The sequence below is a fragment of the Streptomyces niveus genome, from assembly GCF_001723055.1.
GTDB classification, from domain to species: domain Bacteria; phylum Actinomycetota; class Actinomycetes; order Streptomycetales; family Streptomycetaceae; genus Streptomyces; species Streptomyces niveus.
Window position 1 is genome coordinate 1 of record NZ_MDCR01000134.1, and the last position, 13,582, is coordinate 13,582.

Here is a 13,582-nt window from a genome sequence, read left to right on the forward strand (position 1 = left end):
GGGGCGGGGTCTGCACGCGGTTCCGGGGGTGGTGGCTGCTGGTGCGGGACCAGCGTCTCGGCCGGGGTGAACCACGCCACGGTGGGCGCCGGTTCGGGGCGGCGGTGTCCGGCCGCACGGTGACTGCCCTGCGTACTGCTCACGACGCTCGACGCTCCACAAGTCCGGTCCGGCCCCCACGCGACCCGGCGGACACTAGCGGAGCGACGGTCACTCTCCAAAGCAGCACGACTACACAGCGTCCCCACGAGCTGCCGGGACCGGCCGTCTCAGTACCCGAAGGCGCGCGCCGTGTTGGCCGAAATCGCCGTCGCCATCGCGTCCTCGCCGATCCCGCGTACGTCCGCCATGGCACGCACCGTCAGCGGAATCAAATACGGCGCATTGGGCCGTCCCCGGTACGGAACGGGCGTCAGAAAAGGCGCGTCCGTCTCGACCAGAACGAGTTCGAGCGGAGCGACGGCCAACGCCTCACGCAGCGGCTGCGCGTTCTTGAACGTCATATTTCCCGCGAAAGACATGAAGTAGCCCGCAGCGGCGCAGATTTCGGCCATTTCCGCGTCGCCCGAATAGCAGTGGAATACGGTCCGCTCCGGGGCGCCTTCGTCGGCGAGCACACGCAACACGTCGGCGTGCGCCTCACGGTCGTGGATGACGAGTGCTTTTCCGTGGCGTTTGGCGATCTCGATATGCGCGCGGAAGGAGCGTTCCTGCGCGGCCATGCCCTCGGGCCCCGTACGGAAGAAGTCGAGCCCGGTCTCGCCGACGGCCTTCACCTGCTCCAGCGCGGCCAGCCGGTCGATCTCGGCGAGCGCGTCGTCCAGGGCCGCGTCACCGCCGGCCTCGCGCGCGCCCTGGCGCGACCAGCCGTCGAGGTCGCCGTGCACGATGCGCGGCGCCTCGTTGGGATGCAGCGCCACCGCCGCGTGCACGGACGCGTGCGCGGCGGCGGTGTCGGCCGCCCAGCGGGACCCCTTCACGTCGCAGCCCACCTGGACGACGACCGGTACTCCTACGGAGGCGGCCTTGGCGAGGGCGTCCGTGACGGTGCCGCCCTGCATGTCCAGGTGGGTGTGCGAGTCGGCCACCGGCACCCGGAGGGGTTCGGGTGCCGGCGGCGGCTCATCGGTGCGCGTGGCGCTGCTCTTGGCGCTGTTCCTGGGGCTGTTCTCGGCGCTGTTCGCGGCGCTCTTCGGGCTCATGGGCACGATCGTACGAGGACGGCGCCCGGCGCCCGGGGCGGCCTACCTACGGTGAAAAGGGTGCAGGAGGTCGGAGAGGTGCCAGTGGTGGTCCTGCTTCGCCCGCGCGCTGTCGGCGACGGCCCCGATGGCCGCGCCGCCCGCCTCGTCGGTCACGGGTATCGGCTTGCCGTGCTTGGGCGTCTTCGCCTTGTGCGCCTTGGGCGCCTTCGGGGCCCGGGGCGTCCTGGGGGCGGTCATCTGCTGGCTCAGGGCGTGCACCGAGGACACCTGTCCCGAGCGCATGATGCGCACGACGTGGTGTCCGCAGTTGGCGCAGGTCGGGCTCGACAGCGGGGAAGGCACCCGCAGTCCGTCCGCCTTGTAGACGACGAATTGCTGTCCGGAACCGTCCGTGTGGTGCTCTATCTCGTACGCCTGCTCCCAGCCGTGCCCGCATCGCATGCAGCAGAACGCATATGCCTCGTGGGCGACGGCGTTGCCCGTGATCTCACTCATGCCAGCTCCTCTCCACTCGATCCAGTGGACGCCTATTCGGGCGGGAGCGCATCAGCGCTGTCGATTAATGGCAGGCTCTTGGCCTCCGCATGCCTAAAGCGCCCGGCACACGGTCTGCGCTTTGCTTTTCAAGATAGTCCTTTACCGTCCCGGGGGCTGGTACCGGCAGCATTCTTTGCCGCCACCACCGCATCGAAGACTTCCCGCTTGGGAACCCCCGCCTCGATGGCGACGGCGGCGATGGCTTCCTTCCGCCGCTCCCCCGCCTCCTCCCTCACCAGCACCCTGCGCACCAGTTCCCCAGGGTCGGTCACCGGCGCGCGCTCCGGGGCTCCCTCGACGACGACGGTGATCTCACCCCGTACCCCGTCGGCCGCCCACACGGCCAGTTCGCCGAGGCCGCCGCGCTTGACCTCCTCGTAGGTCTTGGTCAACTCGCGGCAGACGGCGGCCCGGCGGTCGGCGCCGAAGACCTCGGCCATCGCCGCGAGGGTGTCGTCGAGCCGGTGCGGCGCCTCGAAGTAGACGAGTGTGCGCCGCTCGTCGGCCACCTCGCGGAGCCTGCCGAGCCGCTCGCCCGCCTTGCGCGGCAGGAACCCCTCGAAGCAGAAACGGTCGACGGGCAGCCCGGAGAGCGCGAGCGCGGTCAGTACGGCGGACGGCCCCGGCACCGCCGTCACCTTGACGTCCCGCTCGACGGCCGCCGCCACCAGCCGGTAGCCGGGGTCGGAGACGGACGGCATCCCGGCGTCGGTCACCAGGAGCACGCGGGCGCCGCCGGCCAGTGCCTCGACGAGTTCGGGCGTACGGGCGCTCTCGTTGCCCTCGAAGTACGACACGACCCGGCCCGTGGTCTGCACGTCCAGCGCCTGGGTGAGCCTGCGCAGCCGCCGGGTGTCCTCGGCGGCGACGACATCCGCGGCCACCAGCTCGGCGGCGAGGCGCGGCGGGGCGTCGGAGGTGTCGCCGATGGGGGTCCCGGCGAGCACGAGAACGCCGGTCGGGGCTGCGGGGTCCGTTCCCCGGGAGGGCACAGTAGTCACGTACGCCATCCTCGCAGGGCGGCGCGGGAGGCCGGTCCGCAGCCGTGCCCGCGGCCGTGCCCGCGGCCGTGTCCGCCGACGCGTGACCACCTCACACAGTCGCGTTCCCTACGATGGCGCGGTGACCAGTACTGCGCCAGAAGCCCTCCAGGGTCGGGACGCCGAGGACAGGCCGCCGTCATGGCCCCAGCGCCTGCGGCGGTTCGGCTATGCGCCGAGACCGGTGATCGGGCTGCGCGAGCGGCTGGTCCCGCCGTACACGGAGCCGTCCCAGCGCCTGTGGATCGTGCTCGGCGTGCCGCCGCTGCTCGCCCACCGGCTGACCCGCTGGTCCGCGTGGCTCGGCCCGGCGCTGGTGGCGCTCGTCGCCGGGCTGCTGCGGTTCTGGCATCTGGGCAGCCCCAAGGCGGTGATATTCGACGAGACGTACTACGCGAAGGACTCGTGGGCGCTCGTCAAGCAGGGGTACGAGGGCAGCTGGCCCAAGGACGTCGACAAGCTGATCCTGGCCGACCCCTCGCAGGTGCCGGTGCCGACCGACCCCGGGTATGTGGTGCACCCGCCGGTGGGCAAGTGGGTCATCGGGCTCGGCGAGCTGATGTTCGGCTTCGACCCGTTCGGCTGGCGCTTCATGGTGGCGGTCCTCGGCACGCTCTCCGTGTTCATGCTGTGCCGCATCGGCCGCCGGCTGTTCCGTTCGACGTTCCTGGGCTGTCTGGCGGGCGGGCTGCTCGCCGTCGACGGGCTGCACTTCGTGATGAGCCGTACGGCGCTGCTCGACCTGGTGCTGATGTTCTTCGTACTGGCCGCGTTCGGCTGTCTGCTGCTGGACAGGGACTGGGCGAGACGACGGTTCGCCGACGCGCTGCCGGTGGACGCGGAGGGGGTGCTGCGCCCGGACCGCGCGGTCGGCGAGGGACTGCGGCTCGGCTGGCGGCCGTGGCGTATCGCCGCCGGTCTGATGCTGGGGCTGGCCTTCGCGACGAAGTGGAACGGCCTCTACATCCTGGCCGCGTTCGGTCTGCTCACGGTCATGTGGGACGTGGGCGCGCGGCGCACCGCGGGCGCCGTGAACGCGTATCTCGCCGTGCTCAAGCGCGACCTGCTGCCGGCGTTCGTCTCGACGGTCCCGGTCGCGATCGGCACGTACATCGCCTCCTGGACCGGCTGGATCGTCGGCGACAAGGGCTACTTCCGCGACTGGGCCGCCACCCAGGGCCAGGGCGGGATGTGGTCCTGGCTGCCGGACTGGCTGCGCAGCCTGTGGCACTACGAGACCGAGGTCTACAGCTTCCACGTCAATCTGACCTCCGGGCACACCTATCAGTCCAACCCCTGGAGCTGGATCGTCCTGGGCCGCCCGGTCTCGTACTTCTACGAGTCCCCGAGAGGCGGCACCGAGGGCTGTACGGCGGCCCCGGCCGACAAGTGCGCCCAGGAGGTCCTGGCGATGGGCACGCCGATGCTCTGGTGGGCGGCGTGCTTCGCGATCCTGTACGTCCTGTGGCGCTGGTTCTTCCGCCGCGACTGGCGTGCGGGCGCCATCGCCTGCGCGATCGCGGCGGGCTGGGTCCCGTGGTTCTTCTACCAGGAACGCACGATCTTCCTCTTCTACGCGGTGGTCTTCGTCCCGTTCCTCTGCCTCGCGGTGTCGATGATGATCGGCGCGATGCTGGGCCCGGCGGGCTCGGACGAGAGACGCAGGACGATCGGCGCGGTGGGGGCGGGTGTGCTGGTGCTGCTGATCGTGTGGAACTTCATCTACTTCTGGCCCATCTACACAGGTCAGACGATCCCGATCAGCGAGTGGCAGGACCGGATGTGGTTCGACACCTGGGTGTGAGCGGGCCGGTGCGCGCGGGTGTCCCCGGGGCGATCGTCGCGGTCCTGTAACGGGCGCCGCCCTGTTCACCCCCGTCCCGTAGAGTGCGAAAACATTGCTCCTTTGAACACGTTCGAACGTGGCCGGGGGCGCTCCTGGGGGGAGGGGACCCATCTCATGCGCAGTGGTGCGAAAGTCGCCGTCATCGGCGGCGTGTTCCTCGTCGTCGCCGGGGGTGTCGGCTACGGGGCGTACAGCCTCGTCGGCGGGGACGGCGGGGGTCTGGGCTCCGAGTCGAAGTCGACCGAGGTCAGGACCGGGCCGCTGAGCACCGAGGAGATCAAGACCACCGCCGAGGAGTTCCTCGCCGCGTGGGCCGACGGCAAGGACCCCGAACGCGCCGCCTCCTTCACCAACAACGCGGCCGAGGCGCAGGAAGCCGTCGCCGGCTACAGCGAGCAGGCGCACATCACCGGAGCCGTGATCACGCCCGGCGAGGCGACGGGCGCGAAGGTGCCCTTCACCGTGAAGGCGACGGTGAAGTTCGGCGAGCTGAGCAAACCCCTGTCGTACGCCTCCGAGTTGACCGTCGTGCGCGGCCTGACCAACGGCAAGCCGCTGGTCGACTGGACGCCGACCGTCATCCATCCCAAGCTGGAGAAGAACACCCACCTGGTCACCGGCAAGTCCGACACGCCGCCGATCAAGGCGGTCGACCGCAACGGGGCCGAGCTGACTGCGGAGAAGTACCCCTCGCTCGCGCCGGTGCTCGACCAACTGCGCGAGAAGTACGGGGAGAAGGCCGGCGGCGAGTCCGGCGTCGAGACATGGATCCAGACCGACGGCGGCGACGTGACCCGCTCGACGGTGCTGACGCTCTCCAAGGGCGAGAGCGGCGAGCTGAAGACGACGCTCGACGCGAAGGTGCAGGCGGCGGCCGAGCAGGCCGTGAAGAAGTACAGCGAGGCGTCCGTCGCGGCGATCAGGCCGAGCACCGGCGAGATAGTCGCCGTCGCCAACAACCGTAAGGACGGCTTCAACGCGGCGATGCTCGGCAAGCAGGCGCCGGGCTCGACGATGAAGATAGTGACGGCGGCGATGCTGCTGGAGAAGGGGCTGGTCGGGGCGGGCAAGCCGGCCGAGTGTCCCAAGACGGTGATGTACCAGGGCACGTCGTTCCACAACTTGGAGAACTTCGACATCAAGGGCGGCACGTTCACCCAGAGCTTCGCCCGGTCCTGCAACACCGCCTTCATCAAGCTGATCGACGACACGAAGGACGACCACGCGCTGCCGAAGTTCGCGGGGGAGGTGTTCGGCCTCGGGCTGGACTGGAAGTCCGGCGTCGCGTCCGCCGACGGCAGCGTGCCGGAGGCGGACGGGGGCGGGGCCGCCGCGCAGTACATCGGCCAGGGCACGGTCCAGATGAACGTGCTGAACATCGCGTCCGTCACCGCCACCACGAAGGACGGCACCTTCCGCCAGCCGGTCATCGTCCCGCGCGACCTGGACGACCGCGAACTGGCCGTCGCGGAGCGGCAGTTGCCGGGGGCCGTGGGGCAGCAGCTGCGCGACATGATGCGGGCGACCGCCTCGTGGGGCACCGGCCAGAAGGCGATGGCGGGGCTCGGCGGGGACAAGGGCGCGAAGACGGGGTCGGCGGAGGTCGACGGGCAGGAAACGTCGAACAGCTGGTTCACCGGCTTCCAGGACGACCTGGCCGCCGCCGCGAGCGTCGAGTCCGGCGGACACGGCGGGGACGCGGCGGGGCCGGTGGTCGCCGCCGTACTGTCGGCGGGGTAGACCCCGGGCCGCCGGCCCGCCCCGCCTTCCCGAGTCCGCTCAGTCCAGGCAGAACTCGTTGCCCTCGGGGTCGGTCATCACGATCAGCCCCCTGCTCAGCGGCGGAGCCGGCTCGTCCCGGCGTACGCGCGTCGCTCCCAGCGCGACCAGGCGCGCGCACTCGCTCTCCAGCGCGGCCATCCGCTCCTCCCCGTCCAGTCCGGGGGCGGCGCGGATGTCGAGGTGAACGCGGTTCTTGGCGACCTTGTCCTCGGGCACCTGCTGGAAGAACAGCCGGGGACCGTCCCCGTCCGGGTCCTCGACGGCCGACTTCGAGTTGCGCTGGTCCTCCGGTACGCCGATCCGCGCCAGGAAGTCGTCCCAGGCGGCCAACGGGTCGGCGCCCTCCGGCAGTTCGACGCCGGGCGGGCCGGGGTGGATGTAACCCAGCGCGTCGCGCCAGAAGGTCGACAGGGCGGCGGGGTCGTGGGCGTCGAAGGTGATCTGGATGTGGCGGCTCATCGGGTCGCTCCGTTCGTGGTGGCGTCGGTGTTGGTGTGCTGGTAGAGGTCGCGCAGCAGGCAGACCTCGGACAGATGGTGGATCAGCTCACGGTTGATGTGCAGGACCAGATCCGCCATGGGTGCGTCCGGGTACGGCTCCTTCTCGCCGATCGGAGCGCGGAGCCCGGCGGCCCCCAGACCGGCCACCCCGGCGAGCCAGATGTCGAGCTGGGCCTGGAGCTGGTCGAGCGCGGTGGCCGCGTCGCCGGCGTACTCCCAGGTCTCGTACGACGCCTCGGGCGCGCCGAAGTGCGCCGCGTTGCGGGCGGCGAGCACGCCGACGACGACGTGGCCGAGCCGCCAGGCGATGGTGGTGAAGGGCGGCGGCGTGGGCGTGGGGAAGGCGTAGTCGATGGTGAAGTCCCCGGCACCCCCCTGTACGGGCGCCGTCGATTCGCCGCGCGGCCGGACGCTCCACGCGTCCGGCACCGGGGACCAGAAGTACTCGTCGTCGGTGAGCCCGTCGAGGCGGGCCCGGAGCTGATGGTTCCAGTGGACCTCCCACTGCTCGCGCAGTGTGCGGTTCCAGTCGAGTTCGTCCGCGTTCATGGCTCCACCGTGACACCCCTGGCGGACAGGATCTGTCCGCCTTCTGTCAGGGTGGCGGAATGGAGAGTGCGAGCGGGGCCGCCGAGCGGGGTACGACGGAGCGGGTACTCACACTGCTCGGGCTGTTGCAGGGGCGGCGCCAGTGGAGCGGGCCCGAGCTGGCCGAACGGCTGGGCGTGACGTCGCGCACCGTACGGCGCGACGTCGAGCGGCTGCGGGCGCTCGGGTATCCGGTGCTGGCCGGTCAGGGGGTCGGTGGCGGCTACCAGCTCGGGCCGGGGCAGGTCCTGCCGCCGCTGCTGCTGGACGACGAGGAGGCGATCGCCACCACCGTCGCGCTGCTCGCGGGCGGCGGTACGAGCGATGCCACCCTGCGCGCGCTGACCAAGCTCGACCAGGTGCTGCCCGCCCGGCTGCGGCACGAGGTGCGCGCGCTCTCCGGCTCGGTGGCGTTCTTCGGCGCCGGCCGGCTCGCGGTCGACCCGGACGTGCTGATGACGCTGGCCAGAGCCTGCCGCGACGAGGTCGAGACCGGCTTCGACTACCCGGCGGGCAGCGGCGTACGACGGCGGCGGACCGAGCCGTACCGCCTGGTCGCCTCCGACCGGCGCTGGTACCTCCTCGCGTACGACCTCGACCGCGACGACTGGCGCACCTTCCGGGTCGACCGGATGACGGAGGTGGCGGCGCGGACCTGGCGCTTCCGCCCGCGCGAGGCGCCCGACGCGGCGGCGTACGTGCAGGAGGGGGTGGCGAGCCGGGTCTACCCGCACCGGCCGCGCTTCCTCGTGCACGCGCCGGCCGAGACGGTGCGCCGGCAGATCCCGGCGTCGGCGGGTGTCGTACAGGCACGTGGGGACGACCGGTGCGAACTGCTCAGCGGGGGCAACAGCCTGGACTTCGTCCTGATGCATGTCGTCCTGCTGGGGCACGACTTCGAGGTGCTCGATCCCCCGGAGCTGGCGGACCGCGCCCACGCGCTGGCCGAGAGGCTGCGTTCGGCCGCCACCGGTCCGCGTCCGTGAAACGAGTCCGTGAAACACGTCCGTGAAACGCGTTCGCTCCCGCAAGCCGCCTGCCGCTAGCGTGCCGCCATGAGCAACCCTGGCGGCACGCCTGACACCCCGGCCCATCCCCGCTTCGTCGAAGCCCTGCGCGAACTGGGACTCGACGACCTCACCGGCCAGGTCCGCACCTTCCCCGACGCCACCCGTACGGCTGCCGAGGCCGCCGCCGCCATCGGCTGCGGGCTCAGCGAGATCGTCAAGTCCCTGATCTTCGAGGCCGACGGCGTCCCGGTGCTGGTGCTGATGGACGGCGCCTCGCGCGTCGATGTGGAGCGCGTTCGGGCGGAGTTGGGCGCCGGTACGGTCAAGCGGGCGCGCGCCGAGCTGGTCCGGGAGACCACCGGGTACGCGATCGGCGGCGTCCCGCCCTTCGGGCACCGCACCCGCACCCGCGTGCTGGCCGACCGGGGGCTGCTCGACCACGACGTGGTGTGGGCGGCGGCCGGGACCCCGCACGCGGTCTTCCCGATGGACCCCAAGAGCGTGGTCCGGCACGCCGGCGGCACCCTGGTGGACGTCCGCGAGCGCACGGCGTGACGCCGGGTGTCGCCGCCGCCGTCCTGCTGGCGGCCGTCACGCACGCCAGTTGGAACGCGATCGCGCACACCATCAAGGACCAGCTGGTCGCCTTCACCCTGATCGCGGGCGGCGGCACCGTGCTCGGCGTCGTCGCCGTGTGCTTCTCGCCGTTCCCGGCCGCCGGCGCGTGGCCGTATCTGATCGCCTCCGCGCTGCTGCACATCGGCTACCAGGCCCTGCTGATGCGGTCGTTCAGCCTCGGCGACTTCGGCCAGATGTATCCGATCGCGCGCGGCACCGCGCCCCTGCTGGTGACCGTCCTGGCCGCCGTCTTCGTGGGCGAGTCGCTGGACCGCTGGCAGGCGACGGGCGTGGCCGTCGCGTCGGCCGGGCTCGTGGGCGTGGCCCTGTGGGGCATGCGGAGCACGGACACGAAACCGCAGTGGCCCGCGCTGCTGGCCGCGCTCGCGACGGGGGTGTCGATCGCCGCGTACACCGTCGTGGACGGAGTGGGCGTACGCGAGTCGGGCACACCGCTGGGCTACATCGGCTGGCTGATGATCCTCCAGGGCTCGCTGATCCCGCTGTACGCGCTGTACGCGCGCCGCTCCGCGCTGATCGCCCAACTGCGCCCGCACGCACGGCTCGGTCTGCTGGGCGCGACGCTGTCCGTCGGCGCGTATGCCCTGGTGCTGTGGGCCCAGACGCGCGCCGCGCTGGCGCCGATCGCCGCGCTGCGGGAGTCGTCGATCATCGTGGGTGCGGCGATAGGCGCGGTGTTCTTCAAGGAACGGTTCGGTACGCCGCGCATCGCGGCCGCCGGTCTGATGGTCGTCGGCATCGGGCTGATGCTGCGCACGAGTTGAGGCCACCCGGTCGCGCACGTGTGCCGCTGCCCGATGACACGTCGTGACGACCCAAGGACACATCAAGGGACGTGGCCAAGGGGGCAGGCACAGCAACCCTGTCTAGCCACACGGCAGAAGACACGACGACGGCCCCGGGGCCATCGGCACCGGGGGCTCGTGATTGCTAAAGAAATCTCCAGCCGGACCACCCCAGTTGCGCCCAGGCGCGAGGGTGGTCCGGTGTTGTATGAGGTGGATCTACGGGTCCGGGATCGGGTGAGAGCCGGGCTGATCTGCCGCTACGGTGGTCCATGAGGGGGCGTGTTCGTGGTAGGCCTCGGTCACGGGCACGTTGTCTTCCGGGTTGTCGTTCTCGTCCGTTGACGGAAGTCGGGATCCTCTGCTCTCGGCGACTCGTAGTGCGTCGCGCAGGGCCTCGCTCAGTCGCGCGCTGAGGAAGCGCAGCTCTCGGGTGCTGACCTTGTCGTCCCGGAGCATCGCCGCCGCGTGGTCGAGCAGGGTGGCACCTGTCTGGAGCTGGACCTCCTCCATCTCGTTGGCCAGCGTGGACAAGTAACTTCGGCCGTCGCCCGTGACGAGGTAGGAGCGTTGGCCGTCTTCGCCCGGCCATGGGAGCAGTCGTGCCTGGGTGCTCACATCGACACCTCCAACGTGTGGACGGCGCACCGCAGTCCCGCTTGGCAGCGGCATTCGTGTCGTTCGAGGCTGCGCTCATGCGCCAAGAGGTACGGCCGGACGAGTCGGGCGTCTTCGCCGCACATCATGGGCCAGACGTACGGATCCCGTACGCGAGGCAATGCCAACGTCGGCGCATCCACCGCACGGTAGTGGCCGCGAGGGGGCCGTAACAGGCTGATCAGCCGCTCGAGAATCCTGCCGATATCGTTCCGCATGTCGACCTGCTTTCATCAGGTAGGCCATGCCCCGGGGTGCCGTCACGCACCGCCGGGGTGTCTTGTCTCGACAGCCAGTCAACGACCCTCTTTGGCCAGGCGGCAGTGTTCACAAGGGGGTTCGTATGCACACCGGGGGTTCGGGAGGACAAGCGGAGGGGGTTCACGATGAACCCCCTCCCGGCGAGAACTGCTGTGACAGGATGAACACCCAAAGTGATATCGGGGGTGACGGCAGCACGTGAGCAAAGACCCGAACCATCAATTGGCCGCTGTCATGGCGGAAGCCGGGGCTTCAAACAAAGGGCTGGCCAGGCGCGTTCGCGAAGTCGCTGAGCGCCATGGCGACCACTTGGGTACCACGCACGTCGCTGTTCAGCGGTGGTTGGACGGTGGCGGTATTCAGCGTCAGACCGCCGGATACGTGGCCGAAGCGCTGAGCGACAAGCTTCGGCGGAGGATCACGCCAAAGGACCTGGGCTTCCCCGGTACGGCGCCGGCCCGGGTGCCCGTAGGCACCACCCCCTATGCCGGTTCGTTGGCCGAGACGCTGAGCACCTTGGAAACCCTCACGCATCAACGCCCGGAGGACAGGTCAGAAACCGAAGCCCCGCTGCCCGACAGTGGTGTGCAATCGGCCGCTCTGTCGTGGCTCGTCTCGCGGCCGGACGGCTTGTCCACGGATGCGCCTGCCACACATCGAGTCGGAATGCGTGACGTCGCCGCGATCCGTGCGGCCGCGGGCTTCTTCATGCAGTTGGACTTCCAGTTCGGCGGTGGCCACGCGCACAAGGCATTCCGCCACTACTTCCGCGAAGACGTACTGCCCTTGCTGAGCGCCAGCTACAGCGCCAAGGTCGGGAAAGCTCTTTTCCAGGCCGCATCCGAGATGGCCCAGCTCCTGGCGTGGAGCGCGTACGACAGCGGCAACCATGCCCTGTCCGACCGCTACATGATGTCGACGCTCCGCCTGACGCAAGTCATCGGCGACCGCGTGATGGGCGCCCGCATCCTCACGAACATGAGCCACCAGGCCAACTACCTTGGCCAGGCGCCCCGCGCCGTCACGCTCGCCCGCGCCTCAGTGGAAGGCGGACGAGCCGCCGCGACACCACGCGCCATGGCCTTGTTCTCCGCTCATGAAGCTCGCGCGCTCTCCACCGCGGGGGATCACAAGGGCGCCGGCCATGCGATGAACGAGGCGGAGCGGTTCTTCGAGCGCGCCGACAGCGCCGAGGACCCCGCGTGGCTGTCATACATGGATGAGGCCGAGCTGATCGGCGAGTTCTGCCACTGCTTCCGCGATCTCGGACAAGGGCCCGACGCCGTCCGGGTCGCGACGCGCGCCGTCGAGCTGACCGATCCCAAGTACGCCCGGACACTGGGCTTCTGCCGCATGGTTCTCGCTCAGAGCCAACTACTCAATGGCGACCTTGAGGCCGCCGTGACGACCGCCGGCCTTGCCGTCGAAGCAGGCGACGCCCTTCAGTCCGCGCGCTTTCAGCGGTACGTCAGTGACTTCCAGCGTCAGGTGTCGGTCCACGCCCACACCCCTGTGGTCCAGCAGTTCAACGGAACCGTGCGCGCAGCAATACAACGCCGGGACGACGAGTAAGCAGGATCAACCCGGATTCCAGTCACGCGGCGCGTCCTCGTCGCGGAGCGACGCGATACGACGCGTGTACTCCGCTGCTGTCTCGTCGCTCTCCGAGACGTTCTGCATCAGCCACGTCGTCATGTTGAACTCCTGCAACGACCGCAAGGTGGGGAACCCCGCCCACGAGCGGAGATCCCGACCGTATGCACCGACGAACGCGCCGTACTCCTGCGGCGTCTGCCAACCCAAGCTGTGATGCTCCGTGGCCGTGACCATCAGGTCCCACTCAGGGTGGTCGTAACCGAACCTCTCCAAGTCGATCAGGATCACCTGATCATTACGGTTCGTCATGAGATTCTGTACGTGGGCGTCCCCGTGTACGGGCCCCTTCCGAGACTCGAAGCGCAACTCCTCAACCTGGCAACGGAGTTCACGCGCGCGCTTACGCAGGAACGCGCGGTCGTCCTCCGGTATCCCGGTCGCCGCGTTGATGCGTCGGTCTGTCCGGTCCAGCACCGGGTATGGAGGGAGACTCAAGGACGCGGGCAAGGTGAGCGAGTGGAGGTCGCGGAGGATCGCTCCTAGTTCGCCGTACGTCGGCTTTCGGTCGCTCTCCTCGATCAAGTGCCAGAACGTCACCGGATGACCATCGATCATCACGGGTTGCTCCAGATCATCCAGAACCCGCGTCGCCGGGAAGCCCTCACGGGCCAGCCAGCGGGACACAGCGACCTCACCCCGGGCAGACTCCAGATACTCGGCCGACCGAGCGATCCGGACCACCACCGAGTGTGCTTCCAGGCGGAACAGAGCGTTCTCACCCAGGCGGATCAGCCGGGCCCCGTCACCGTTGAGCCCCGCTTGCCGACACGCCTCAGCGGCCACCCGTGTAGCCACGGCCGAGGTAAAGCCTTGTCCCGCGTTCAGTTCAGCACCAGACGGCATGCCTACCAACTCCTCAGATCCGCCGACCTGCCATCCGACCACCGGGCGCACTGTCACGACAACATCCATACTGATAGAACAGCCCCGCGGGCCACGACAGGCGAGGAACCAAGGCGTGACGTTCAGCCGTACACGCGGAGACTCGACCGTCCGGAGATCACTTGCGGCACGATCACGCCAGCCTTCTGACCGCCATGCGTACCAAGATCAATCGCAGGTCGGCCGATTAGGGT

Annotated in this window: 13 protein-coding genes; 6 read left to right on the forward strand and 7 right to left on the reverse strand. The window is 69.8% G+C overall.

What is annotated here, in order from left to right; translation table 11 throughout:
• Positions 1-269: 269 nt before the first annotated feature.
• From BHU15_RS16960 to rsmI, 3 genes are all read right to left on the reverse strand, one after another.
• Positions 270-1,202, reverse strand: coding sequence for a TatD family hydrolase (locus BHU15_RS16960; protein ID WP_069627960.1), 933 nt, complete (start codon positions 1,200-1,202; stop codon positions 270-272).
• Positions 1,203-1,244: 42 nt separating this feature from the next.
• Positions 1,245-1,700 carry a hypothetical protein gene (locus tag BHU15_RS16965; protein ID WP_069627961.1) on the reverse strand — a complete coding sequence of 152 codons (456 nt, stop codon included), beginning with the start codon at positions 1,698-1,700 and terminating at the stop codon, positions 1,245-1,247.
• Positions 1,701-1,828: 128 nt separating this feature from the next.
• Positions 1,829-2,743, reverse strand: a complete 915-nt coding sequence (rsmI, locus tag BHU15_RS16970; RefSeq protein ID WP_255293132.1) for a 16S rRNA (cytidine(1402)-2'-O)-methyltransferase — start codon at positions 2,741-2,743, stop codon at positions 1,829-1,831.
• Positions 2,744-2,864: 121 nt separating this feature from the next.
• On the opposite strand from rsmI, the gene BHU15_RS16975 reads away from it, so the two are divergent.
• Entirely contained in the window at positions 2,865-4,586 is a 1,722-nt protein-coding gene (locus tag BHU15_RS16975) for a dolichyl-phosphate-mannose--protein mannosyltransferase (protein WP_031231233.1), read from the forward strand.
• Positions 4,587-4,742: 156 nt separating this feature from the next.
• Positions 4,743-6,368 (forward strand): penicillin-binding transpeptidase domain-containing protein, encoded by a 1,626-nt coding sequence (locus tag BHU15_RS16980; RefSeq protein ID WP_069627963.1) that lies wholly within the window; start codon positions 4,743-4,745, stop codon positions 6,366-6,368.
• Between the two features lie 39 nt (positions 6,369-6,407).
• Here the strand turns inward: BHU15_RS16980 and BHU15_RS16985 are convergent, their stop codons facing one another.
• Both BHU15_RS16985 and BHU15_RS16990 read right to left on the reverse strand, forming a co-directional pair.
• Positions 6,408-6,869, reverse strand: coding sequence for a VOC family protein (locus BHU15_RS16985; RefSeq protein WP_069627964.1), 462 nt, complete (start codon positions 6,867-6,869; stop codon positions 6,408-6,410).
• Positions 6,866-7,459, reverse strand: coding sequence for a DinB family protein (locus BHU15_RS16990; RefSeq protein ID WP_069627965.1), 594 nt, complete (start codon positions 7,457-7,459; stop codon positions 6,866-6,868). The genes BHU15_RS16985 and BHU15_RS16990 overlap by 4 nt, the downstream gene beginning before the upstream one ends.
• Before the next feature lie 59 nt (positions 7,460-7,518).
• Between BHU15_RS16990 and BHU15_RS16995 the strand changes: the two genes are divergently transcribed.
• The 3 genes from BHU15_RS16995 to BHU15_RS17005 all read left to right on the forward strand — a co-directional run bounded on the left by BHU15_RS16995 (position 7,519) and on the right by BHU15_RS17005 (position 9,911).
• Positions 7,519-8,484, forward strand: coding sequence for a helix-turn-helix transcriptional regulator (locus BHU15_RS16995; protein WP_069627966.1), 966 nt, complete (start codon positions 7,519-7,521; stop codon positions 8,482-8,484).
• A 69-nt stretch (positions 8,485-8,553) separates the two neighbouring features.
• Positions 8,554-9,063 carry a YbaK/EbsC family protein gene (locus BHU15_RS17000; protein WP_023541119.1) on the forward strand — a complete coding sequence of 170 codons (510 nt, stop codon included), beginning with the start codon at positions 8,554-8,556 and terminating at the stop codon, positions 9,061-9,063.
• Complete coding sequence (locus BHU15_RS17005; protein ID WP_069627967.1) at positions 9,060-9,911, forward strand: EamA family transporter; 852 nt, start codon at positions 9,060-9,062, stop codon at positions 9,909-9,911. The genes BHU15_RS17000 and BHU15_RS17005 overlap by 4 nt, the downstream gene beginning before the upstream one ends.
• Before the next feature lie 240 nt (positions 9,912-10,151).
• Here BHU15_RS17005 and BHU15_RS17010 read toward each other — a convergent pair whose 3' ends face one another.
• The gene (locus BHU15_RS17010) at positions 10,152-10,550 is read right to left on the reverse strand and encodes a hypothetical protein (RefSeq protein ID WP_023541117.1); all 399 of its coding nucleotides are present in this window, start codon (positions 10,548-10,550) and stop codon (positions 10,152-10,154) included.
• 498 nt (positions 10,551-11,048) lie between these two features.
• On the opposite strand from BHU15_RS17010, the gene BHU15_RS17020 reads away from it, so the two are divergent.
• Positions 11,049-12,422: an NsdA family TPR-like regulatory protein gene (locus BHU15_RS17020; RefSeq protein ID WP_069627969.1), complete on the forward strand. Its 1,374-nt coding sequence runs from the start codon at positions 11,049-11,051 to the stop codon at positions 12,420-12,422.
• A 6-nt stretch (positions 12,423-12,428) separates the two neighbouring features.
• Here the strand turns inward: BHU15_RS17020 and BHU15_RS17025 are convergent, their stop codons facing one another.
• On the reverse strand, positions 12,429-13,349 hold the full coding sequence (locus tag BHU15_RS17025; protein ID WP_079128194.1) for a phosphotransferase enzyme family protein: 921 nt from the start codon (positions 13,347-13,349) through the stop codon (positions 12,429-12,431).
• Between the last annotated feature and the right edge of the window lie 233 nt (positions 13,350-13,582).

Excerpts from the sequence above, each read along its gene's own strand:
- BHU15_RS17025 (WP_079128194.1), bottom strand. The coding sequence starts at position 13,349 with ATGCCGTCTGGTGCTGAACTGAACGCGGGACAAGGCTTTACCTCGGCC.
- BHU15_RS16990 (WP_069627965.1), bottom strand. The coding sequence starts at position 7,459 with ATGAACGCGGACGAACTCGACTGGAACCGCACACTGCGCGAGCAGTGG.
- BHU15_RS16960 (WP_069627960.1), bottom strand. The coding sequence starts at position 1,202 with ATGAGCCCGAAGAGCGCCGCGAACAGCGCCGAGAACAGCCCCAGGAAC.
- BHU15_RS17000 (WP_023541119.1), top strand. The coding sequence starts at position 8,554 with ATGAGCAACCCTGGCGGCACGCCTGACACCCCGGCCCATCCCCGCTTC.
- BHU15_RS16995 (WP_069627966.1), top strand. The coding sequence starts at position 7,519 with ATGGAGAGTGCGAGCGGGGCCGCCGAGCGGGGTACGACGGAGCGGGTA.
- BHU15_RS16965 (WP_069627961.1), bottom strand. The coding sequence starts at position 1,700 with ATGAGTGAGATCACGGGCAACGCCGTCGCCCACGAGGCATATGCGTTC.
- BHU15_RS16985 (WP_069627964.1), bottom strand. The coding sequence starts at position 6,869 with ATGAGCCGCCACATCCAGATCACCTTCGACGCCCACGACCCCGCCGCC.
- BHU15_RS16980 (WP_069627963.1), top strand. The coding sequence starts at position 4,743 with ATGCGCAGTGGTGCGAAAGTCGCCGTCATCGGCGGCGTGTTCCTCGTC.